This is a genomic window from Alteromonas sp. H39, assembly GCF_047556435.1.
Lineage (GTDB): Bacteria > Pseudomonadota > Gammaproteobacteria > Enterobacterales > Alteromonadaceae > Alteromonas.
In genome coordinates this window covers 4,176,290-4,199,015 of sequence record NZ_CP180210.1, presented here as the reverse complement: position 1 = coordinate 4,199,015, position 22,726 = coordinate 4,176,290, and the positions used below count along the sequence as shown (strand labels likewise).

General features: G+C 44.2%; 18 protein-coding genes. 17 read left to right on the top strand and 1 reads right to left on the bottom strand.

Annotation, left to right across the window (positions count from 1 at the left end; genetic code table 11):
* The first annotated feature begins 88 nt into the window (after nucleotides 1-88).
* From ACLBLI_RS18290 to ACLBLI_RS18215, 16 genes are all read left to right on the top strand, one after another.
* Nucleotides 89-232, top strand: coding sequence for a hypothetical protein (locus ACLBLI_RS18290; RefSeq protein ID WP_414828962.1), 144 nt, complete (start codon nucleotides 89-91; stop codon nucleotides 230-232).
* 11 nt (nucleotides 233-243) lie between these two features.
* Nucleotides 244-1,605, top strand: coding sequence for a bifunctional UDP-N-acetylglucosamine diphosphorylase/glucosamine-1-phosphate N-acetyltransferase GlmU (glmU, locus tag ACLBLI_RS18285; RefSeq protein ID WP_414828961.1), 1,362 nt, complete (start codon nucleotides 244-246; stop codon nucleotides 1,603-1,605).
* 211 nt (nucleotides 1,606-1,816) lie between these two features.
* Nucleotides 1,817-2,851 (top strand): Gfo/Idh/MocA family oxidoreductase, encoded by a 1,035-nt coding sequence (locus ACLBLI_RS18280; RefSeq protein WP_414828960.1) that lies wholly within the window; start codon nucleotides 1,817-1,819, stop codon nucleotides 2,849-2,851.
* A 75-nt stretch (nucleotides 2,852-2,926) separates the two neighbouring features.
* The gene (locus ACLBLI_RS18275; RefSeq protein ID WP_414828959.1) at nucleotides 2,927-3,691 is read left to right on the top strand and encodes a DeoR/GlpR family DNA-binding transcription regulator; all 765 of its coding nucleotides are present in this window, start codon (nucleotides 2,927-2,929) and stop codon (nucleotides 3,689-3,691) included.
* Nucleotides 3,692-3,693: 2 nt separating this feature from the next.
* Nucleotides 3,694-5,526, top strand: a complete 1,833-nt coding sequence (glmS, locus tag ACLBLI_RS18270) for a glutamine--fructose-6-phosphate transaminase (isomerizing) (RefSeq protein WP_414828958.1) — start codon at nucleotides 3,694-3,696, stop codon at nucleotides 5,524-5,526.
* Nucleotides 5,527-5,904: 378 nt separating this feature from the next.
* Complete coding sequence (locus tag ACLBLI_RS18265) at nucleotides 5,905-6,804, top strand: TnsA endonuclease N-terminal domain-containing protein (protein WP_414828957.1); 900 nt, start codon at nucleotides 5,905-5,907, stop codon at nucleotides 6,802-6,804.
* A complete protein-coding gene (locus ACLBLI_RS18260; protein ID WP_414828956.1) occupies nucleotides 6,788-8,893 on the top strand; it encodes a helix-turn-helix domain-containing protein in 2,106 nt (701 codons plus the stop codon). Before ACLBLI_RS18265 ends, ACLBLI_RS18260 begins: the two co-directional genes overlap by 17 nt.
* Entirely contained in the window at nucleotides 8,886-10,535 is a 1,650-nt protein-coding gene (locus ACLBLI_RS18255; protein WP_414828955.1) for an ATP-binding protein, read from the top strand. The genes ACLBLI_RS18260 and ACLBLI_RS18255 overlap by 8 nt, the downstream gene beginning before the upstream one ends.
* Nucleotides 10,516-12,060 carry a TnsD family Tn7-like transposition protein gene (locus tag ACLBLI_RS18250; protein ID WP_414828954.1) on the top strand — a complete coding sequence of 515 codons (1,545 nt, stop codon included), beginning with the start codon at nucleotides 10,516-10,518 and terminating at the stop codon, nucleotides 12,058-12,060. Before ACLBLI_RS18255 ends, ACLBLI_RS18250 begins: the two co-directional genes overlap by 20 nt.
* Before the next feature lie 8 nt (nucleotides 12,061-12,068).
* Nucleotides 12,069-13,724: a hypothetical protein gene (locus tag ACLBLI_RS18245; RefSeq protein WP_414828953.1), complete on the top strand. Its 1,656-nt coding sequence runs from the start codon at nucleotides 12,069-12,071 to the stop codon at nucleotides 13,722-13,724.
* Between the two features lie 534 nt (nucleotides 13,725-14,258).
* A complete protein-coding gene (locus ACLBLI_RS18240; RefSeq protein ID WP_414828952.1) occupies nucleotides 14,259-14,567 on the top strand; it encodes a Tn7-like element transposition protein TnsE in 309 nt (102 codons plus the stop codon).
* A gap of 99 nt (nucleotides 14,568-14,666) precedes the next feature.
* Entirely contained in the window at nucleotides 14,667-15,737 is a 1,071-nt protein-coding gene (locus tag ACLBLI_RS18235) for a DNA cytosine methyltransferase (protein WP_414828951.1), read from the top strand.
* Nucleotides 15,734-16,771 carry a hypothetical protein gene (locus tag ACLBLI_RS18230; RefSeq protein WP_414828950.1) on the top strand — a complete coding sequence of 346 codons (1,038 nt, stop codon included), beginning with the start codon at nucleotides 15,734-15,736 and terminating at the stop codon, nucleotides 16,769-16,771. The genes ACLBLI_RS18235 and ACLBLI_RS18230 overlap by 4 nt, the downstream gene beginning before the upstream one ends.
* Nucleotides 16,761-18,545 (top strand): hypothetical protein, encoded by a 1,785-nt coding sequence (locus tag ACLBLI_RS18225; protein ID WP_414828949.1) that lies wholly within the window; start codon nucleotides 16,761-16,763, stop codon nucleotides 18,543-18,545. Before ACLBLI_RS18230 ends, ACLBLI_RS18225 begins: the two co-directional genes overlap by 11 nt.
* A 10-nt stretch (nucleotides 18,546-18,555) precedes the next feature.
* On the top strand, nucleotides 18,556-19,488 hold the full coding sequence (locus tag ACLBLI_RS18220; RefSeq protein WP_414828948.1) for a hypothetical protein: 933 nt from the start codon (nucleotides 18,556-18,558) through the stop codon (nucleotides 19,486-19,488).
* Nucleotides 19,489-19,843: 355 nt separating this feature from the next.
* On the top strand, nucleotides 19,844-20,593 hold the full coding sequence (locus tag ACLBLI_RS18215; protein ID WP_414828947.1) for a metallophosphoesterase: 750 nt from the start codon (nucleotides 19,844-19,846) through the stop codon (nucleotides 20,591-20,593).
* A gap of 329 nt (nucleotides 20,594-20,922) precedes the next feature.
* Here the strand turns inward: ACLBLI_RS18215 and ACLBLI_RS18210 are convergent, their stop codons facing one another.
* A complete protein-coding gene (locus ACLBLI_RS18210; protein WP_414828946.1) occupies nucleotides 20,923-21,144 on the bottom strand; it encodes a hypothetical protein in 222 nt (73 codons plus the stop codon).
* Between the two features lie 108 nt (nucleotides 21,145-21,252).
* Here ACLBLI_RS18210 and ACLBLI_RS18205 point away from each other — a divergent pair, with 108 nt between their 5' ends.
* Entirely contained in the window at nucleotides 21,253-22,446 is a 1,194-nt protein-coding gene (locus ACLBLI_RS18205; RefSeq protein ID WP_414828945.1) for an IS256 family transposase, read from the top strand.
* Nucleotides 22,447-22,726 lie beyond the last annotated feature (280 nt).

The following is a 22,726-nucleotide window of genomic DNA, read 5'->3' as shown; positions in this document are numbered from 1 at the left end:
TGGCGATGCAGGCTGTGTTGTCATCACAGGCAATTCGAACCGTATATGCAATTGCGAGAGTATACCTGCTCAAAAGGTGAACTACCAGATGGAATATAAGGAACTGTTGATCGCTTCAGTATCAATTTCGTTCTGGATAAACGTATCTTTTAGTCAGTCACGTGGCGTAAACGCTGACATCGGTGATGGGCTTGGTTACACTATCCGGGTTTTGTATCAACACATCGAATAAAAGGACATCTTATGGCGTTTTCTGTGGTTATTCTGGCAGCGGGTAAGGGAACCCGGATGAAATCAGCATTGCCGAAAGTGTTGCATCCGGTAGGTGGGCTGCCGATGGTACAGCGCATTATTAACACCACACAGGCCATGGATGCCAGCCAGATCCACCTGGTATACGGACACGGCGGCGAACAGCTGAAAGCGCGGCTTGAGGGTGACAACCTGAACTGGTGTCTGCAGGCCGAGCAACTGGGCACCGGCCACGCTGTTCAACAAGCGGCAGATGCGATAAAAGATGATGAAGATGTGTTGATTTTGGTAGGCGATGCGCCGCTTATTCGTCAGGAAACGCTGGAACGCCTGAAAGCGGTAAAAGCAGAATGCGACCTGGCATTATTGACGGTAGAGCTGGATGATCCAACCGGGATGGGCCGAATCATCCGTGAAAACGACAACATCACGGCGATTGTTGAGCACAAAGATGCCAGTGACGCCCAGCGCGAGATACGCGAAATCAATACCGGCATGATGATGATGGGTGGCGCTGACCTGAAGCGCTGGCTTGGCGAGCTGCGCAATGACAATGCGCAGGGTGAATATTACCTGACTGACGTGATCGCCATGGCAGCCGCCGAGGGCAAGCGCATACAGGCTGCACAGCCAGACGCACCGGTTGAAGTGGAGGGCGTCAATAACCGAGCGCAGTTAGCCAATCTCGAGCGCGCGCTGCAGGCGCGGCAAGCCCACGCGCTGATGATGGATGGCGTAACGCTGGCTGATCCCGCCAGGCTGGATATTCGCGGAGCGGTGACGGCTGGTCAGGATGTCACGATCGACGTGAATGTAGTGCTGCAGGGGAACGTGGAGCTGGGTGACGGCGTGATCATCGGCCCTAACTGTATACTGACGAATTGTAAGATTGGCGCTAACTCGGTTATCGAGGCCAACTCGATAGTTGAGGATGCTCAGGTTGCCGCCGAGTGTACCGTTGGGCCCTTTGCGCGGTTGCGTCCGGGAGCGGTCATGAAGGACGGCAGTAAGGTTGGCAATTTCGTGGAAATGAAAAAAGCCGTGCTTGGCGAAGGTGCCAAGGCTAACCACCTGACGTACCTGGGCGATGCGGAAGTGGGGGCCAATGCCAATATCGGCGCCGGCACCATTACGTGTAACTATGATGGTGTAAACAAGTCGAAGACAACAATTGGTGAGAACGCCTTTATCGGCTCAAATTCTTCGCTGGTTGCGCCAGTCGTGATTGGAGATGGCGCGACTGTTGGCGCGGGATCAGTGATCACCGGCGCAGTGGAGGCTGGTGCACTGGCTGTAGCCAGAGGTAAGCAGCGTAATATTCCAGACTGGCCCCGCCCCACCAAAAAAGCATAGTTTTCAGAGTAATCAGGCTCAGGTCGCCGCAGGCCTGAGCGCGTGTGCTTTCGCATTCATTGCAGTTACGTACTTGTGAGTTGCGATAAGGGCTGGTGACAGCAGCGGTGCAATTGCAGTCGCGTCACACTGGCAATGGTATGTGGGTGTATCATAATGAAACCACACACTACCTTCGCGACACTTGAAACATTCTGGCCACGGAGCAACTATGGCAATCTCTACATTGTTGGTGGGTTTTGGCTTTTCCGCAACGACCTTTCATTTACCGTTTCTACGTCATCTTGAGGCGTTTTCTCTGGCCGCAGTGGTGTCTTCCCGGCCACAGGACGTAAAAGATAGCGAGCCTGAAACACAGGTATTCCCAACGCTGGAGGATGCACTGGATGCGAAACAGTTTGATTTAGTGATCATCACTACACCCAATCACCTGCATGCAGAGCAAGCCAGCCTGGCGCTGGATAAAGGGTGTCATGTACTGGTGGAAAAGCCTTTTACGCTGAGTGTAGATGACGCTCAGGCGCTGGTAACTCTGGCGAAAGAGAAAAGCAGATGCCTGAACGTGTATCATAACCGACGTTTTGACGACGACTTTCTGACTATCAGTGCTCTAATGGACTCCGGAGTGCTGGGAGACATCAAACGGATCGAGAGCCGCTTCGATCGTTTCAGACCGAAACCCCGTGACCGCTGGCGCGAGAACGCCGGGCCTGGCAGTGGCATATTCTGGGATCTCGGGCCTCATCTGATAGATCAGGCCCTGCAGTGGTTTGGTATGCCATTAAGCGTCACAGCTACCGTATTGCCATTGCGTGAAGGCAGCGAATCGGATGATTTCTTTGACGTTATGTTACGCTATCCGACCCACGTTGTGCAGTTAGGGAGTTCTCCCTTTCAGGCTGCGCAGACACTACGCTTTGATGTGCAAGGCACACTGGGCAGTTTCCGCAGTTTTGGCCTTGATCCCCAGGAAAATCAGTTGCGTGAAGGGTTACCACTTGGTGACAGCCGATGGGCGCACCGCGCTACGGCAGCATGGGGTGAGCTGTCACTTGAAACTGGTGCAGAGTACGCAGAGCTGAAACCCGGAAATTATCTGGCATTTTTCCGTCAACTCGCTCAGACCATCGACAGTAACGGTGAACTGCCTGGCCCGGCAGAGGCAGGTTCGATAGTGGATGTAATACGCATTATCGCGCTGGCGCAGCAATCCTCAAAGCAGCAAAAAACCGTTATTGTTGAATAAACAGTCAAAATATCTTGTAATTCGAAACTAAATGCCGTTTAATGCATTTCACTTTGTAAGTAGTAGTGTTTCGAAATGAAAGTTAGCAGTGCGGAAGCGCGACGCAAAGACATCGTTGAACAGGTGAAACAACAGGGTTTTGTTTCAGTTGATAACCTTGCCAGGTTGTTCGATACCTCAGAAGTGACAATTCGAAAAGATTTGGCCACGCTCTCATTACGTGGTCTTATTCTGCGTCAGATGGGAGGTGCGGTTCCTATGCCTTCCGGAAACGTATCCACTGCTACGACGCCTGCGAAATCTCACCTTGGCGAAGCAGCAGCGTCATTAATTTCTGATAACCAAAAGCTCATTATTGATTGCGGCTCTACCACCGCATCACTGGTACCTTTTCTTCATCGTTATTCATCCCTCATCGTTATGACAAATGCGCTGTCTGTAGCCAATGTGCTAACCGCCAGTGATGCTGAACCTACAGTATTAATGACGGGAGGTACTTGGGATGCAAACTCGCAGTCCTTTCAGGGAGCAATGGCTGAAAAGTTGGTAAGTGCTTACAACTATGATTTCGCTTTTATTGGTGCTTCAGGCATCGACGTCGAGCGTGGCACTACCACTCTCAATGAATTAACTGGACTGACCCGGGCTATGGCGGATGCTGCCACCAAGGTGGTAATTATGGCCGAGTCATCCAAAGTGAAGAATAAAATGCCCAACGTGGAATTATGTTGGGACAAGGTTTCCGTATTAATTACCGATGATCAGCTTTCTGATGCGCATCGGAAAATCATCGAACAGCATGGCGTGGAAGTGATAACCGCTGCGTCAAAAGGAGTATAACTATGTGTGGAATTGTTGGCGCGGTCGCCGAGCGTAATGTAGTAGAAATTCTGCTGGAGGGCCTGAAACGGCTGGAGTACCGAGGCTACGACTCAGCAGGTGTCGCGCTGTTACAGCAGGACGGCACGTTGTCTCGTATTCGCCGCACCGGCAAGGTACAGGAACTGGCTGACGCAGTTGCCGAAGGGGAAGCGCTGGGAACCACCGGTATTGCTCACACCCGCTGGGCTACTCATGGTGGGGTAACAGAAAAAAATGCGCACCCTCATTTTTCTCCGGAACGCGTTGCTGTAGTGCACAATGGCATTATTGAAAACTATCAAAGCCTGCGCGAATCACTAACCGCAAAAGGCTACACGTTTACCAGCGATACGGACACCGAGACCATTGCTCACACGGTGCATGAAGAACTTAAAAGCGGCAGAACACTGCTTGCCGCGGTACAACACTCAGTGAAGCAGTTTCATGGCGCCTATGGCACCGTCATCATGGATAAAGACGATCCGTCACGTGTTGTGGTTGCCCGTTCTGGCAGCCCGCTTGTTATTGGTCTTGGCCTTGGCGAGAACTTTATTGCATCTGATCAAATGGCCCTTTTGCCGGTTACCCGTCGATTCATTTTCCTGGAGGAAGGGGATGTTGCCGAGATTACCCGCCGTGAGGTGAATATCTTTGATAAAGACGGTAATCCCGTTGAGCGCGATGTTGTGGAATCCAACATTGAGCATGATGCCGGCGATAAAGCCGGATATCGTCACTACATGCTCAAAGAGATCCACGAGCAGCCAACCGTAGTGAGAAACAGCCTGCAAAATCGCCTTGATGACAATGGCCTGATGGCCGACATTTTTGGGCCAGGGGCTGACGAGATTTTCAAGGATGTGAAACACGTTCAGATAATTGCCTGCGGCACCAGCTATCACGCCGGTATGACGGCGCGTTACTGGCTGGAGCAATATGCAAATGTGTCTTGCGGCATCGAGATCGCGTCTGAGTTCCGCTACCGCAAATCAGTCGTTCACGAGAAGAGCCTGTTGGTAACCATTTCTCAGTCTGGTGAGACTGCCGATACTCTGGCTGCATTGCGCCTTGCCAAAGAGCTTGGCTATATGTCTTCACTGACTATTTGCAACGTACCAGGTTCTTCTTTGGTGCGTGAATCCGACCTGGCCTTTATGACCCGCGCCGGCGCGGAAATTGGCGTGGCGTCCACTAAGGCCTTCACTACTCAGTTAACGGCGTTCCTGATGTTGACACTGGCATTAGGGGAACACAACGGTATCACTGCGGAAGATAAAGCATCAATCGTCACTTCGCTGCACAGCTTACCAGCCAAACTGGAAGAAACCCTGGCTATTACACAGGGCATTGAAGATCTGGCTGAAGAGTTTGCTGACAAAAACCACAGCCTCTTCTTAGGCCGTGGCGATCAGTATCCTATCGCAATGGAAGGCGCGCTGAAGTTAAAAGAGATTTCGTATATCCATGCAGAAGCGTATGCATCGGGTGAACTGAAGCACGGCCCGCTGGCGCTGATTGATGAAGAAATGCCGGTTATCGTGGTTGCTCCTAACAACGAATTGCTGGAAAAGCTGAAGTCAAACGTGGAAGAAGTGCGTGCCCGTGGCGGGATCATGTATGTATTCGCCGATAAAGATGCCGCGTTTACCAGTGACGAAACCATGCGTGTGATTAACGTACCGCACTGCGAAGGCCCGATTGCGCCGATTATCTACACCATCCCACTGCAGTTATTGTCTTACTACGTAGCGCTGATTAAAGGAACCGATGTGGATCAGCCTCGAAATCTGGCCAAATCGGTGACAGTGGAATAACAAAGAATATCGTTTTTGTTTAGCGGTATCGTTCGGTTATGGTGCGAGGCCATAACCGAACACAATAACTTTTCCTGTAATATATCTTTCCAGATAACACCAGGCTGGCGCTGCAAGATCTTGTTTTACTGGCTGCTATCGATGCCTTTCTGTGCACTCCAGCTCCTTTATCCACCAGACTATACGCTCACCAATAAAGTAACCTGCGTCACACGTTTACGCTAATGTCGCGTGCATAAGTTAACGATGACATCGCGTTCGCCTTTAGCCATTTGTGGTGCTCTCTTCGGTGTCGTTGTGGATTGACAAAAATGTATCATACTTACAAAAAAGTATCATACTGAACAAAAAACTATCATACTTTTGATGATCCGAGTTATGCTGAACCTTAATGGCATAGCTCGGATCATTAAAATGAGAACATCCTTCTTAAGCCCCTACCCTAAAGAGCTCAAGAATCTTCTTGAAACCGCAATACTTAAGCGCTTGCAAAAGGAAAAGCGTGGCCAAGGTTATGGCATAGACTATAAACCATTCTTAACTGTTCGAGATGTTCCGAGTAAAGGTAGGGTGCATCGCCGTCCCGCTTTGACTCATAACCGCATCGTCCACCTACTCTCAGATCTCGAGCTTGCTGTCTTCTTGCTTTTTGATTGGAGTGAATCTGTTACCGATATACGGGAGCAGTTTCCTCTCAACCCGGAAGCCACTATTAATATTTCAAAAAGACTAGGCATCAAACATCCCGCTTACAAAGGGATACTCCAGGTTATGACCACTGATTTTCTAATTGATATGGAAATTGATGGGCTTCTAGTAAGCCATGCTGTTTCAGTCAAGTATGCTGACCACCTAGAGGATGAGCGTACACTAGAGAAGCAGGAGATAGAACGTCGATTTTGGGAAAAAGAAGAAGTAGCTTGGTATGGATTCACGGAGCAAGATGTTCCGGTAACGTCTGTAAAAAATATCCGATGGTTAGCGCCTCACATGCACAGTTATGACCTTGAGGTTTCCGAAAGAATGAGCATTTTCGAGCGAATCGCCAAAGTGCTTGATGGCAATTCGGAAGAAAGATTACCAGTGCCATTGCGAGAATTGGATGAAAAATATGCTCAAGCGCCCGGCGCTCACCTACAATACTTCAGGCACTTAGCCGCGCAACACGCATTTCTTTGGGACATTCACGGAACACTGCACAGTAAGCTAAAAGCAAAGGATATTGAACTATCAGAGCACTGGTTAAATCGGGAGGCGAATTATGTTCATGCCAAATGATGTATATCAATGGGATACTCAAAGGATCAGGATACTCTGGAGCAATCCGCAGGTAGTTCATTGGATAAATATTGATGACGAAAGAGCTCTGCCACAAGTAGCACGGAAATCTGAATTTGAACACTTATTGGCCAGAGCCGATCTCAATGGGATCGATGATCCCTATGTAAATATCAGTATGAGCTTACCTAAGCTGGGCTCTAAATCACAGCAAGTGCAACAAAAAGCATGGCTTGCTATTAAGACAATAGTTAAATCAGAGCCAGATATTTATGAGAGGAAAGCTCGTGGATTGCTGATCAATCAGATCATGGAAGATAATAAAGTGACCAAGCAAACGGTATATCGGTGGCTACGACGGTATTGGCAATTCGGCATGTGCGAAAATACTTTGAGTGGCCGTTATGATTTGTGCGGAGGATTAGGAAGACCTAAGACGTTTAAAGAAAAGAGAAATGGACGGATACGTACTCGTAATCTCGGAGAGGGCATTCCGATTACTGAACAAGTAAAATCCTTGTTCAGGGTTGTAATTCAAAAAAGTTACCTTAACGAAAATAAGTACGATTTTGATTATGCCTACAATCAAATGTTAATAGCTTATGGAGTTAATATTCCCTCCTCCCCCGCAGACCTAGTCGATGTGCCTACAGAGCGTCAATTTAAATACTTTTTTCAAAAAGAATACACCTCAATTGAAGTGACCAAGAAGCGTGAAGGTGAAATTAACTATCTGAAAGGCTTTAGTCCCAGTATAGGTACCTCCACAGCGGAAGTGCCAGGCCCCGGTTACCTTTACCAAATTGATGCGACTATTGCTGATGTCTACCTTGTTTCAGAGCAAGACCGCACAGAAATAGTTGGTCGGCCAACTATGTACTTCGTTGTAGACGTATTCAGTCGAGCAATCGTTGGTATGTACATAGGCTTGGAGAATGCGTCCTGGGTTAGTGCAATGGAAGCACTTGGAAATGCGATGGCAAATAAAGTCGATTATTGTGCAGAGCATAACATTGAGATCACGCCGGACCTATGGCCAATGCAGGGCTTGCCAGAGCATATAATTGGGGACAAAGGTGAAATGCTTGGTCGACATGTCGAAGTACTCAGTAAAGCTTTCCATGTAGAGATTCAAAATACGCCTGCTTACAGAGCAGACTGGAAAGGAATTGTAGAACGCTATTTCCGAACCGTTCAGACTAAAATGAAGCCGTTTGTTGAAGGTTTCGTAACTAAAAATCCAATTGGCAAGAAACGCCATGGCAATGATTATCGACAAGATGGAATTTTAACTCTCAAAGAGTTCACGAAAATGATGATTAAGATAGTGCTTCACTACAATAATGATCATGATATCAGAACTTACGATATTGATTCTGATATTCCGAAAAAACTCGCAGCGAACCCGTTGGCGCTCTGGAATTGGGGTATCGCATATCGCACAGGCTTGCTAAGAAGACCTGACCCTAAACTAGTCAAAGTCAACCTGCTCCCTCATACCAACGCGACTGTGACCGAACATGGCCTAAAGCTTTTTGGTTGTTATTACAGTTGTAAACAAGCGCTGGAATGGGGCTGGTTCGAAGAGAATTACAGAGGGCCTAAAACGGTTACCGTTGCCTATGACTTATACAGTACGAATGCAATTTACCTTCGCCCCTCTGACTCGTATGCTGAATTTATACCAGCAAACTTAACCTCCCGCAGTCGAGCTTATGCCAATATAACGATATGGGAGCTTTGGGTTATCCAGGATATTCGATTGGATGTAGCGGCTACGTCAAAACTTAAGAAACGATCAGGTTCTGTTAATTTGGTTAGCGAACTTCAGCAAATTAAAGACGAGTCCAAGCAGCATCAACCAAAATATTCGAAAGCAGAGAAAGCGCAAAGAGCGAAAGGGATTACCGACAATAAGCGTAATGAAAGGCAGTATGAGCGAAGCAAGAAAACAGCAGATCGCAATGAGTCTTTGGGAACAACATCGGCAACCGTCACACCGATTCATGGTGCAAATGCCGAGCAAAAGAGCTTCAAACTTCCGACTCGGTTAAAGGACCTGTTAAAAGAGGAGGACTCAGATGACTAATTCAAAGGTGACGAGATTTCCTGAAGCAGAATACAAAGAACAAGGTTTACCCGAGTATAACGAAAACCCTTTGATTTCAGCGCTTCCTTTAATTTTGAGCCCAATAGAGGTGGCAAAAGCTTTGATAAAGAGGCCACGTTTTCAGCATGAAGAAATTAATTTGCCATGTCATATTCGAACTCATGCAATAAACCGATTGACCCGAGATTTTTTTGTACCTCAAACAAACCACATAATTATCGAGCAGAAACTGTCGAAACTGATTCGATGCAGTTATCTGAATAGGAACCCAAATACCGCAACGTTCAAACGAAAGCTAAATTCCATTCGTGGATTGATTCAGAATGAAAATCTAACCTCCTATATGCATAATGATGTTGACTCTCCTGCTTCATCTATGACGATTGCTGGAATTTCCGGTGCTGGAAAATCCACGACGATAAACCTTGTACTGAACACTTATCCGCGTGTGATATATCATCCAGATCTTCACATGCTCCAGGTGCCTTGGCTTAAAGTTGATTGTCCATACGATGGTTCACTTTCTGATTTCTGCCTAAGCTTTTTTATCGCGCTAGATCGTCGGTTGAACCTTAATTACAGGCAACAGTACGCATCCGGCAGACCAACCATCGCAAAAATGATGGCAGATGTTGCTGATCTTTGTTTGATACACGCCATTGGTTTGATTGTCATCGATGAGTTCCAGCACATGAGTCTCGCTAAAAGTGGTGGCGAGAAGAAAATGATCAACTTTTTGGTAACGCTGGTAAATGTGGTAGAAGTCTCAGTGGTACTTATTGGAACTCCCAAAGCTTTACGACTATTTGCGAGCGAGTTCCGGCAGGCAAGACGCGCAAGTGGAGATGGAAGTCTGGTTTGGGACCGATTGCCTAGGGATGAAAGCTGGGAAGATTTTCTTGAAGAGCTATGGCCTTACCAGTGGCTTAACAATAAGGTTGAGAGAAATGAGTCGCTGACAAATAAACTGTATGATTTGACTCAAGGCGTGCCCGATATAGTTGTGAAACTCTTTTGTCTTGCCCAAGCTCGCGCAGTCTTATTAGCGTCTACTCCAGAAGAAGAACTTCTATCCCCTGAACTCTTGGAGCAAGTGTTTGAAGATGAGTTTTCAATCGTTAAACCTTTGCTTGATGCATTGCGGACAGGCAACAGGAAGAAACTTGAAGATTGCAACGATCTCATATTTCCAAAGTTTGAAAGTAGCATGCTAAACGCAATGGATAAGCTCGTATCACAACCACTAGAAAAACCTAAAAAGATTGAATTGGGAGAAGCTGATGAGACGAACATCGCTAATTCAGCGATACAGACTATCGTCTCAATGGGTATTTCCGAAGACATTGCGAAGCCTCTTATTACAGATGCTTTGGTGAGGAATCCAGACCTTACCCTGATTCAGATAATACAAATGGCGACAACCGCGCTTACACAAACGGGTGAAGAAAACTCAAGAAAGACAAAGGTTGACACCAAACCAGTCTATACAAACAGAGACAGCTGGGGCCAACTATCTGAGAAAGACCTCAGGAAGATTTATGCGGATAAATCAGGATCTATGTATGAGGTGATGAAGGAGAAAGGTCTTATTTACCCTGTCCATGAATTACTGGCTGGATAGTATGCTGGGCTACTTTCCTGTTCCTTATCAGGACGAATTGCTGTACAGCATGGTTGCACGGTATGCGCAACATACTGGCTTAGCTGGTAATCAAAAAGCTATTGTTCGGGAAGTATTTTCTTCTTCAACAGCTGTCGCTGTTCCAGACTTACCAAGCCACTTAAATTCGCTCATTAATAACCTTCAACTTGTTTGGCCGACGATTGTAGAAGAGTTGATTGACTCATTCACATTGGCACCAGTTTATTTACCTTTCCTATCTCAGCAACAAGCTACGAAAACGATTCGTTCCATGCGCTCAGTTTCAGGAGGTGACATTCATACTCGATCTGGTATTGCCGCCAGTGCAGTCAAACAACCGGAATATTTCCGTTATTGCCCTCAATGCTTGCAAGAACAGAGAAGGACTTTCGGTGAGTGCTATTGGCAGCGAATCCACCAGTTGCCAGCCTTGACGTTTTGCGGGAAGCATTCATGCTTACTGGAATACTCAACGATATCTTTCCATCCGAAAGAGAAACATCTTTTTATTGCGGCGAACGAGAGTAAATTGAATGCGGATATCAGACATGTAGAGCTGAAAGATATCGAAAGGACGCTGCATGACAGGTACGAGCAATTACTTAAAGCTTCTCAATCTAAAGGCCTTGGCTTTAACCGCTGGACGTTATTCTACAGAAATCTAGCAGCCGAACTCGGACTAGTGAAAAAGAGCCGGATCTGCCATCAGGAAATACACAGGCTACTGAAGAAAACTTGGGCGGGAACAATATTCCAGGATCAATTTCAGGATTCAGAAAGCAGCTACTGGCTGACGAACTTATTTCGAAAACATCGCAAGTCATTTCACCCTTTGCGCCATTTGCTTGTTACCACTGCAATGGTCCCCGAATTGTCGGTAACTAAGTTATTTGAAAAAGTGCGCAGGCTTCCGGCCAGAATTTTAGTGCCTAGCCATTCTAGCGAAGTAATGACAGTACGGGACGACGTTGCAGAATACAGATCGCGTTGGGTAGGTATGTTAAAGCGGCACCCAAGCGCAGGAGTTAAAGAGCTTAGATGTATCGAGGGTGCTATCTATTCTTGGTTGTATCGCAACGATAAGAATTGGTTAATGTCTAATAGGCCAATACGAAAAGTAAATGCGCAAACCCCCTTCGTCGTTAACTACAGCGATTGGGATGCAAAAAACGTTGCGCATCTTGAATCGGTATACGAGGGCATGGCAAACGTCCGCAATAGACCGCGTTTGACAAGAACTCTACTCATTAAGGAACTGCCCCGGTCAAACTCTGTAGAGAAACATCTATTTGATCTACCGGAAACGAAACAATGGCTCTGTTCTCACGAGGAATCGGTAGAAGATCACCAACTCCGAAGGTTGAGAAGTGCTTACGAACAAATAAAATCGAATCACCTTGAGGTTAAACGATGGCGTTTACTCAAAGTTGCTAACATTCGCGATGAGTTGGTAACCGCAAGGATTGAAACAGAAATACAAGCGCTAGTTCAAAGGAAAGGATAGCCAGATCTATGTCAGAGGTCGATGAAATTGGAATTCGTGGAATCCCCAAAGAATCTAAGTTGTTATTACTGGGCGACTGGTACCAGAAACCTGGGAAAGAATGGAATGTAGTTTGTTATTTCCATAATAAAGACTTGGGTATCATCAGAAAACCTTTACCTATTGACCTACTTCCCACATTGATACCAGGAACCGTTTTTCCAAGAACATCAACAGAAAACAAAGCCCAGGGTTGGACAGAAACAGTTATTTTGCCAAGGCAGAAACGATGGCAAAAGGCTACTTTCAGAGATTTACCAGGCACCTTAAAACGTGCCCATGGTCTTGCACGCCAATTCGACAATTGTGTTCTCTACAGAATCGAAATTGACGAAAAAGTATATTGGTTACCAATAGCAGAAGTCGCACGCATGCTTTTCTTTCATTCTTCAGAAGTGGTTCGTGGCGCTGTTTATCAGGGGAATACCTGGCAACTAGGTAAGTCCTGGTCTGAAGGTTGGGTTGGAAACGTTGAATTGTCTGCGAATATACCCATCAGGTACATGAACAGCCTACAGTACAGGAAATTCTTTACCTGGTTGTTCTTTGACTCAGACACACAAGTTAGCTTCGGCTCCATTTTTAAATCAATTAATCAGAATTCAACAATTGAAAACGGTGCTGATCGTTGGACATTTGATTTTACACCGCCAGACTTGAGCCATTGTGAAATTTCTCTTGCAGGGTATACGGGCAGAGAGCCTGAAGAAAACCATGTATTTATTCGTGAAATTAGGTCAGTTTCTGGTCTTAAGGCACCTGACCTTGATATTGTTTATTTCTCACACACTGATGACCATCTATTGCTAGGCAAAGAGTCTGAAGATAGCGAAGAAAATGTCAAATCGCCAGGTAGGCCGCCGGTAGATATTAAAGAGCTAGATCCGGGCTCGAACCCGAAATCATGTAAAAAGCGGCACTCTGTTAAGTTAGGGCGGAGTGGATTAAATTTTGATGTGGAGCTCGATACAAGGCGTAGCCCAAGGCATGTGCAAGCGCTGCCACCCCAAAATGAACCAGATCTTGAAGATGTAGAAGAGCAGACTCCTGAAGAACTGGCTAGTCTGCAACAAGGAAGTGACAAAGGAAAGGGGCTAAAGGTGGATGTCGACAATCTTGACCCTCCGGAATTAGTAGATGCTCCCGAGAAAATTAGGTTCTTTCAGTCCATGTTGCAAAAACTGGAAGAAGAATATGGGTGGCAAACTGAAAGTAAAATCGGAGATGTCCCGAAGAAAAGATGTCGCAGTCAGCATTTGGTTGGGGATCGACCGCGTCGGTATTGCCATGCTGTTATTACGCGAGATAAATCGACGACAATTCAGATACTAGAAATTGAATTAACAAGTAAGGCAAAGAAAGACGGAACATTAGAAGCCGAAACGTTATCCACATTATTTTTTCGATCAGGCGATACCTCCGTTACATTTCAATTGATTCTCGATGAGTTGATGACTGCATACAAAGGTGAGGGTGCAAATGCGATGAGCTGGAAACGACGGTTTATTTCAAAAAATACCTTAGTTAGGGAGTATCTGGGTCATCCTGAAAATAAGATAAAAAATGAACAAGATGCATTGGATTCATGGGTAGCTAGAGCGGCAGAAAAAGTGATCGGTATGTAGGCGAAAGATAACTCTTTGTCCTTTATTAAACGCGCATATAGATCGACAATCGGTCAAGATAGTTGATGTTCTATAACGTACAGCTGCTTAGCTCCACTACATCTATGAAAAGAAAAGACGAATCACTGAGATATTAAAGGCGTGAGTTAGACTCAGGTAAGAGGCCTGGTGTGACTCCCGATGCCGGTGCAAAAATAAAAGAGCTTAAACGGGAGAATCGAGAGCTTAAGCAAGCCATATTCCCAAAAAGGCATTTTTGGGCAGCTGGAGCTCGATGGGTGGACTCACGCGCATAAACCGAAGAATTAATCCAGTTTATGAACCTACGCCATTAATTTTTCAATTGTAAAGCCGACGTTGGAGGAGACTGCCACTAAAGCAGCCCACCTAAATAAGTTTGCTAGCTACTTTGAGATGCTCGAACCTCTTTAGAAATAATATGGCTGCAATATCGCCTTTTATAAGCTGAAAATTACCGCCCGTCGACAAATGCAAAAAAAGCATATATTGGAAAATGGCGGTAATCCCAGGTGTATGGCCATTGCTAATGTTACGGTCGGCAACAAGAGTTACTACCTGCTGGAAGTTGACACCTCAGGTGCAAGCAAGGCATTGTTTACCAAAGTGATCTGCGCCAGCGTAATTGGCGATATTGGAGCACATCTATTCGAGATAGTAAAACAGCTTCTGAAGTCCTCCCTATCTTGGCCTAAAGAGCATCTGGACAAGTTGGTCGGCGCGAAAAACCACTTTTGGTTTGCGCATCAAAAGTCGAAAAAAGCTGGTGCGTTAGCCCATAACGAAATTGAGAAATGGACTGAAAGAATGAAAATTCGCCTATGATAACCAACTGAATACTATTTATTATATAACATTTTAGTTTGACAATTTGATAGATTGGGAGCTACGCTGCGCTCTATTAACTTAATCTCTTAATTAGTAATGATAGGCATAGATTTATTTGCAGGCGCGGGAGGGATGTCTCTTGGAGCTCGTTTAGCCGGTGTTGATGTTCAGGTTGTTGTCGAAGCGGACAAACACGCAGCGGCTACATATATACGCAATCACGTACCCACTGTAAGTATGTTTGCTGATGATATTCGCAACTTTCAAAAAGTTGAACTTGTGAATCAGCAAAATAAGCCTGTGGTAGTATTCGGTGGACCCCCATGCCAAGGGTTTTCTACTTCTAACCAACGTACAAGAAGTTCTGACAACCAAAATAACTGGCTGTTTAAGGAGTTTCTGCGTGTAGTTGAAATGTACATGCCAGATTGGGTTGTTTTTGAAAATGTTAAAGGAATATTGGAAACCGAAGGCGGGATTTTTGCTGAGCAAATGATAACGTCATTATCCGAACTTGGATATTCATGTGAGTCCGAGGTGCTAAATGCTATTAATTTCGGAGTGCCACAAAAACGAGATCGCTTTTTTATTGTTGGTAATTTGCATGGGCAAAGGTTCAAGTTTCCTGAAGGCTGTACGGAATCAACTGTAACAGCTGGAGACGCTTTAGAGGACCTGCCTGTACTAAAAAATGGCAGTTCAGAGTGTTTCAAACAATATAAAAAGATAAGGAAACCGTCACAATACTCCCAGATGATGAGAGGGGAATTGAATGGGTGTAATAATAACCTTGTGACAAGAAATGCACCGTTTATAATTGAGCGGTACAAGCATATACCTCAGGGGGGAAATTGGGAAAGTATTCCAGCTGAGTTAATGGCCAATTATAAAGACAGGACTCGCTGTCATACGGGTATATACCACCGGTTGAGTGAAAATAGCCCTTCCGTAGTTATAGGGAATTACAGGAAAAATATGCTAATCCATCCCCATCAAGATCGTGGCTTGTCAGTTAGGGAAGCAGCCCGACTGCAATCTTTTCCTGATTCTTTTGTTTTCGAGGGAAGCATCGGTTTTCAGCAGCAACAGGTTGGAAATGCTGTACCTCCATTACTCGCTCAGGCGATTTTTAAATCAATTGTTTCTCATAATTTGGTAACGCAATGACGCAATTTAATACTCTGCTAGAAAAAGCTTTTGAAGAGACATATAACGCAGACCAAATGCCAAGTAAAGCTGACTATATAGCTAAATATAAGGCAATGAAAGATTGGCTGAATAGGAACTGTTATAGGTTTATAGGCTCAGCTACAAGCGCTGAGGATGGTAGCTTCTTTACTGACCATGGCCCAGAGCATTTTGAAGAGGTTATAAAATATGCTGGGATGCTTCTAGGTATTTCTCGTGATAATGTTGAATGTAATCTAACTTCGTACGAAGTTTTTTTATTGCTTTCAGCTATTTTACTACATGATGCGGGTAATGTATTTAGTCGCCATGAGCACGAAAAAAAACCAATGACAATACTGAACCAAATGGGTGTTGTAGCGCTAGAATCGCCAGTTGAGAGAAAAATAATTGCTGATATAGCTGCAAGTCATGGAGGAAAAGTTAAGGGCGGCGATAAAGATACCATTAATGCGAGAATTAAACATAGGGAAAGTAACTTCATATCAATAAGTTATAGACCAAGGTTGGTTGCTGCTATAGTGAGATTTGCAGATGAAATATGTGAAAACCAAACCAGAACCTCTCCATTCCTAACAGAGATAACTGACCTCCCAAAAACTAGTCAAGTTTTTCATTTATATGCTAATTCTATCTCTAGCTGCACTGTGGATCTGATATCAAGGAGGGTAAACGTTCATTACACAATATATGACAAAGACGTTAAGACGAAGTTTGGGAAGCTTGATTCTGATTGTTACTTGATTGACGAAATATTCGATCGAGTAGAAAAAATGTATCAAGAATTAATGTACTGTTCCAAGTTTTTCGATGGTTTAATCGCGGTCGATGGGATTCGGGCAAGAATAACATTATATGATGAGGAGCATGAGGAAATTGATGAGTTAACAATAGATAGTGGAGAGGGATATCCATCGGAGAAACTAAATCTGAGCAAGAAGCATCCAAATTGGGTTGGAGAGAATCTCAACAAACGGATCGGTCAGTCTGAAGGCGATTCCAATGACAATTAATCTTATTAATCCTTTCGAAGTTAGAACACCAGAAGCTTTATCCGCTCAAGAAGTGGCTAGATTATTTGTGGATGTGTTTAGTGATTTCAAGAAAGTTGATGATCAAAGTCATACATTTATTCAAGGACCACGAGGGACCGGAAAGAGCATGATGCTTCGGTATATGGAGCCAGATGCTCAAATCGCTGCTTGCAAGGCCAACAGCATTCGGGATTTAGAGTTCTTCGCGTTACATATACCAATAAAAAAAGCTTGGTCGGATATTACCGAGTGGGACCTGCTAGACGGAACTATGTATCAATATTTGGCTGAACATTTGATGATTAGCCATATTACATATTGCTTATTTAGGTCTTTAAGTAAAAATATTGAAATAGACGATTTAGATAAAAATATTTTGGAATGTTTAAATAGACTTTTGGTGGGTTGTGGCTCGAATGAGATCAATATTGACGAGCTTTTTACTTTAGAGAGTCTTACTTCCCATTTTCATACTGAATTCAACAAAATAAAATCTTTTGTAAAGAGATTAATGTTTTTCAAGCCTGAAACGCTCGATTACAATGGCGGACTCCTTTCATATTTAGACTTCCTCGTGCCTTTATTAGAAGAGCTTAAGGAGCAGCCTTGGGGATGTGGTGGGCCTTTTTATCTAATGATAGATGACGCTGATTTGTTAGATACAAGGATGCAAAGAATTTTAAATACTTGGGTATCGTGCCGAACTATAGACTCTGTATGTCTAAAAGTCGCAACGCAAAACCGGTACTCAACGTATAGAACTGTAGATGGAAAGCTAATTGAGTCACCTCATGATTACAGCGAGGTTAATATTAGTGAACTTTATACGCGCAAAGAGAACAGGTACGCTAAGCGCGTTAAAGATATTATCGAGAAGCGACTTGAACTAGTGGGGATTCATATTCCGGTCGAAGAGTTTTTTCCTGAAGACCTTGCTCAACGTGAAAAAATCGAAGAAATAAAAAGCGACTTAAAGGCTAAGCATATTGCCGGAAAGGGACGAGGAACAAGAGCTTCTGACGATGTTATCAGGTATGCAACTCCAATTTACATGTCTATGCTTGCCGGGAAAAGAAAATCAAGTTCTACATATAGTTATGCGGGATTTAAGAGTATGGTTGATCTATCATCAGGCATAATACGTTGGTTTATAGATCCTGCGGCAAAGATGTTTGGTGAATTAATTTCATCTAACGGTACTCGAAACAAAGAAGCTTTTAACGATGAAGGAGCAATTGCCAAGATACCTGCCTCTATCCAAGATAAAGTTTTGAAGGAGTGGTCTCACTCATTTATTGATGACGAGCTACCAAAAATTGAAGATAGAGGCGAGGAGATCGTAGAAAATTCAGTCTACTCGAAAGTGCATAACTTACTAGTAAGTTTAGGGATGCTTTTCAGAGAAAGGTTGTTGGATGAAGAGGCCTCAGAAAGAAAGCTTCTCTCATTTGTATTAGCTAATCCTGAATCTTTAAGAAGCGACACTAAGCAAATTTTGTCACTAGCTGTAGACTTAGGTTACTTACAGTATTCTTCTCATGGCTCGAAGGAAGGTATTGGTAGGAAGCCCAAGTATACGCTTTCTCATCGACTAGCACCTTATTTCCAACTTGATCCTAGTGGATACGCATATAGTATGTCTATAACTTCCGAAATGCTAGAAATTGCACTTTCCAGTCCAAATCGCTTTGTTAGAAGTCGATTAAAAGGAAATGATAATAGTAGTATTTACCAAGCTAGTCTTGATATATAGGTGATCTGAAATGTTGCAAAAAATAGTAAATCGAGGTCAGCTGGCAACTAAAATAAGTGCGGAAAAGTCAATACTAATTTCTAGCACAAGCTTTGAGAAACGGTGGAAATCTGTATTAGAAGATATTGGAGTCGACAATTGGAAAAGAGTTGTATTATTTACTAACGAAAAAAACAACGACGGTGAGGTTTTATTTCCAAATAAGTCAAATTTTATCATAGCTAGCTGTAAATATACCGATCCAATTGATGTGTTATTTACTTGCAACGAAAAATTAGTTCCGGTTTTAACTGATTTAACTGGGCTTAATTGTAAGATCGTTTTTGATATATCAACTTTTACTAGAGAGATGCTGCTGATAATATTGAAGGTTCTCGATTATCATAATTTTTTAAAGCATTCGACTTTTATTTATACACCTTCGAAATCGATGAGCGAAAATTGGCTTTCAAAGGGTGTATTGAATACAAGATCAGTCTTGGGATATGCTGGGGACTTCGACCTTAATAGCGAAACACATTTAATACTATTAAGCGGCTTTGAGGTTGAACGCTCTATTGAAGCTATTGAAGAATATGAACCTACTTTCCTTACGGTTCTTAGTGGGGATAGCAACTCTTCCTATAGTGAAGCATATTATGCGCGTAGTAAGGAATTGGTTGAAAATTTAAAAACTCTTTACGGATCCAACTTTTACTCTGAAGAAATTGATATAACTGATTTAGCTAAGTTAAAGACTTATATTCTTGAATTGTTGAGGTCTGAAAAATTCCAAAATCAAAATGTGGTCATAATACCGTTATCTAATAAAATTTCTACATTAGCGCTAGGTTTAGCTATGCTGGAGGTAACACACGCGCAGGTTGTTTACCCTCAACCTGCTGAATATAACGAAAAGGATTATTCAGAAGCAGCAGAGGAGTATTTTCTATTCGGATTATAGCTCTGTTGACACGATATCCTAGGTATGGATATATGACGTTATAAGTCTTTTTAAAATGCGATGTGTTGGTTGTTTTTCTAGTCAGATATGAAAAGCTGTATTATCAGCTGCTTGCAGATGCCTTGAAAACTAAAGTTTACCATTGATTAAGCGAGCTAGTGTGAGAAGAATTTAGCTCAAAGCTAATCTGGTTGTCGCATTTGTACGGGAGATGGATATTGGGCCTTTGAGTTTTAATGGCATCAATGAGCCAATTGTTGCGGTTCAGGTCAATAGTCGTTCTACTTGTCGCTTCTGATTTCTTTCACCTATTTTGCGAACTCCGATTAGCCATGCTATGTAGGTGTACTTAACTATGAAGATTAGTTTTCTGAGCGATTTACATCTCGAGTTTGATGAGCAGGTAATAATTCCTTCTCAGCCCAAGAAAGGTGTCATCATTCTTGCCGGCGATATTCATCAGGGGATAGGGGGCATGCAGTGGGCTCGAAAGAACTTCGATCATCGGGACATAATATATGTCTCTGGCAATCATGAGTACTATGGCTTTGAGCTAGAGAGTTGTGAGTCAGCATTGATCGAAGCAGCTGATAAGCTAGGGATTCATTACTTAAATAACCGCAAAGTTGAAATTAACGGTGTTGAATTTATAGGCACAACATTATGGACAGACTTTCGCCTGTTCAATAACTCAAACGAAGCGCTTTATGACTGTAGGAAACTCGATGACTATAGGCTTATTAGAAGCGGCAGACAGAATGGGAGAAAGCTCTCCCCTTCGGATACAATGTTACTGCATTCTGAGGCCCGAGCATTTCTTGAAGCGTCAATCACTTCCTCTCATGAGAACCGTGTGATTATCACGCATCACGCACCAAGCCTTAGGTCTGTTTCTGAACGTTTTAAGTCTCACAGACTTTCTCCTGCCTACGCAAGCCACCTTGACGAGTTGGTTGCAAAGTCGAAAGCGAAGTTTTGGTTCCATGGCCACACTCATACGCCAACTGACTATTCAATTGCAGGTACTCGCGTGCTGTCTAATCCTGCAGGATTCCCAGGAGAAAGAATCAGGGATACCATGACTTGGAAAACTGTAACAATCTAATACTGAAAATTTACTTTTTTGTTAATTTTCCATAAAAGTTATTTGCGTACATTAACGGAAAAGGTTTGTGTGCAAAATCAAACTGACATTGAGTTGCTTATAGGGCAATGGTAACTCATTACAACAGTACAGACCCTTTTGCATTGCTGGTGATTTGTATTTTCTATTTCTTAGGATTAAACTAACGTTAATTATACTTTAGGAATTGTCATTATGGTTGGTCCAAGACTCGTATAGAATTTTCAAAGAACTGCGCTCTCATACACTTATTATCCGAAAAATCTGAGTAGAGTCCTCCTACTCTTAATAAGCTCATCGGACTCTTCCTGTCACCGCTTTGTTCCTTCTGACCTGTTCGCAACAATTTCAAAAATGTCATCCAATTCAAGATTGGCCTCTATTTCAGGCTGTCCTTCCCTTTCCTTTACCAGCTTAGCCAGCTCAGCATCTACCTGCTCTTCGTATTCACAATTCACAGAGCCAAACTCACGACTTACTGGACCATTGAATGCACCATGAATCCCTCGTTTTTTACGCCAAGCGATAGCCATCTTGTCGATAACGTAATTATCTTTCGCTTTTTTGAGAAGCAGTGCTCCCGTTTTGCTAGGTTATTAAGTGACCAAACAAAACAACGGCACAAAACAAGAGGCACTGCTATGAAAGATGATAAGAAGATTGTCAGCATAAATGAAGGCTTAGTTCGTGATGAACTGGATAATATGGTCAGAAGCACCGTTGAGCAGACGCTCAATGACATGCTGGATGCTGAAGCCGAACAGCTCTGTAATGCCCAGAAATATGAGCGTTCTGACCAGCGTAAAGATAGCCGGGCGGGTTATTACGAACGCGGCTTCGAAACCAAGGCTGGCAAAGTTAAATTAAAGATGCCGAAGCTACGCAACAGCACGTTTGAAACGGCCATTATTGAACGCTACAAACGCCGTGAGGCTTCGGTTGAAGAAGCGCTGATTGAAATGTACCTGGCCGGTGTTTCCGTTCGCCGGGTTGAAGATATTACTGAGGCATTGTGGGGCACGCGTGTAAGCTCCGGCACGGTCTCCAATCTCAATAAAAAAGCCTTCAAGAACATAGAGCAGTGGCGCAACCGGCCTATTGAAGGTAACTATCCTTACGTTTACCTGGACGGTATTGTCCTCAAACGCAGTTGGGCCGGTGAGATACGCAACGTCTCGGTGCTGGTTGCAATTGGTGTGGGTGAAGACGGCTATCGCCGCGTGCTGGGTATTGCAGAAGGCGCTAAAGAAGACAAAGCTGGCTGGTCTGGCTTTTTATCTCATCTGAAGCAACGCGGGCTAACCGGGGTTAAACTCATCGTCAGCGATGCCTGTCTGGGACTGATGGAGTCCGCTGGCGAATATTACCCTGATGCACTGTGGCAGCGCTGTACAGTGCATTTTTATCGGAATGTTTTTAGTGTGGTACCACGCACCAAAACACGCCACGTTGCCGATATGCTAAAGGCTATTCATGCGCAGGAAGACCTTGAGGCGGCGCGGGAAAAAGCTAAGCTGGTAATAGATAAACTTCGCAGCATGCGTCTGAATGCGGCGGCGGATAAGGTTCAGCAATCCATCAATGAAACGTTTAGTTTTTACCGGTTCCCTAAGCAGCACTGGATACGACTGAAAACAAATAACCCATTAGAACGCATCATGCGGGAAATCAGGCGTAGAACGCGCGTCGTGGGCGCATTCCCTGACGGCGAATCGGCACTCATGCTATGTGCAGCTAGGCTCAGACATATTGCCGGAACAAAATGGGGAACCAGAAAGTACATGAACATGGACTTGCTAAAAGAAATGGAAATTGAACAACAGTTTTTAGCTTAAACGTACTGCAGATCAAAAAAGCGAAAGATCTTTGACACTATCATCTTGTCCATGACATCTGACGGAATATCCTCGGCGGTAAGTAGGTTGGGTAAATTTATAGTGTGAAAACCCGAGCAAAAACAGCCTATTCGGGCTCGAAATGGTAAGACCCCAGCATATTCCGGCCTGATCTGAACAGCGATTCCGGAAACACTTGAACACCTATTCTGGAATCATTTGAACACTGATTCCGGATTTATTTAGTACACTTTTGGGCTGATTTCCGGAATTGGTGTTC

What these genes read in the sequence shown, in the direction of transcription:
- ACLBLI_RS18290 (WP_414828962.1), top strand. Translation starts at nt 89, where the DNA reads ATGGAATATAAGGAACTGTTGATCGCTTCAGTATCAATTTCGTTCTGG.
- glmU (WP_414828961.1), top strand. Translation starts at nt 244, where the DNA reads ATGGCGTTTTCTGTGGTTATTCTGGCAGCGGGTAAGGGAACCCGGATG.
- ACLBLI_RS18280 (WP_414828960.1), top strand. Translation starts at nt 1,817, where the DNA reads ATGGCAATCTCTACATTGTTGGTGGGTTTTGGCTTTTCCGCAACGACC.
- ACLBLI_RS18275 (WP_414828959.1), top strand. Translation starts at nt 2,927, where the DNA reads ATGAAAGTTAGCAGTGCGGAAGCGCGACGCAAAGACATCGTTGAACAG.
- glmS (WP_414828958.1), top strand. Translation starts at nt 3,694, where the DNA reads ATGTGTGGAATTGTTGGCGCGGTCGCCGAGCGTAATGTAGTAGAAATT.
- ACLBLI_RS18265 (WP_414828957.1), top strand. Translation starts at nt 5,905, where the DNA reads ATGCTGAACCTTAATGGCATAGCTCGGATCATTAAAATGAGAACATCC.
- ACLBLI_RS18260 (WP_414828956.1), top strand. Translation starts at nt 6,788, where the DNA reads ATGTTCATGCCAAATGATGTATATCAATGGGATACTCAAAGGATCAGG.
- ACLBLI_RS18255 (WP_414828955.1), top strand. Translation starts at nt 8,886, where the DNA reads ATGACTAATTCAAAGGTGACGAGATTTCCTGAAGCAGAATACAAAGAA.
- ACLBLI_RS18250 (WP_414828954.1), top strand. Translation starts at nt 10,516, where the DNA reads ATGAATTACTGGCTGGATAGTATGCTGGGCTACTTTCCTGTTCCTTAT.
- ACLBLI_RS18245 (WP_414828953.1), top strand. Translation starts at nt 12,069, where the DNA reads ATGTCAGAGGTCGATGAAATTGGAATTCGTGGAATCCCCAAAGAATCT.
- ACLBLI_RS18240 (WP_414828952.1), top strand. Translation starts at nt 14,259, where the DNA reads ATGGCCATTGCTAATGTTACGGTCGGCAACAAGAGTTACTACCTGCTG.
- ACLBLI_RS18235 (WP_414828951.1), top strand. Translation starts at nt 14,667, where the DNA reads ATGATAGGCATAGATTTATTTGCAGGCGCGGGAGGGATGTCTCTTGGA.
- ACLBLI_RS18230 (WP_414828950.1), top strand. Translation starts at nt 15,734, where the DNA reads ATGACGCAATTTAATACTCTGCTAGAAAAAGCTTTTGAAGAGACATAT.
- ACLBLI_RS18225 (WP_414828949.1), top strand. Translation starts at nt 16,761, where the DNA reads ATGACAATTAATCTTATTAATCCTTTCGAAGTTAGAACACCAGAAGCT.
- ACLBLI_RS18220 (WP_414828948.1), top strand. Translation starts at nt 18,556, where the DNA reads ATGTTGCAAAAAATAGTAAATCGAGGTCAGCTGGCAACTAAAATAAGT.
- ACLBLI_RS18215 (WP_414828947.1), top strand. Translation starts at nt 19,844, where the DNA reads ATGAAGATTAGTTTTCTGAGCGATTTACATCTCGAGTTTGATGAGCAG.
- ACLBLI_RS18210 (WP_414828946.1), bottom strand. Translation starts at nt 21,144, where the DNA reads ATGGCTATCGCTTGGCGTAAAAAACGAGGGATTCATGGTGCATTCAAT.
- ACLBLI_RS18205 (WP_414828945.1), top strand. Translation starts at nt 21,253, where the DNA reads ATGAAAGATGATAAGAAGATTGTCAGCATAAATGAAGGCTTAGTTCGT.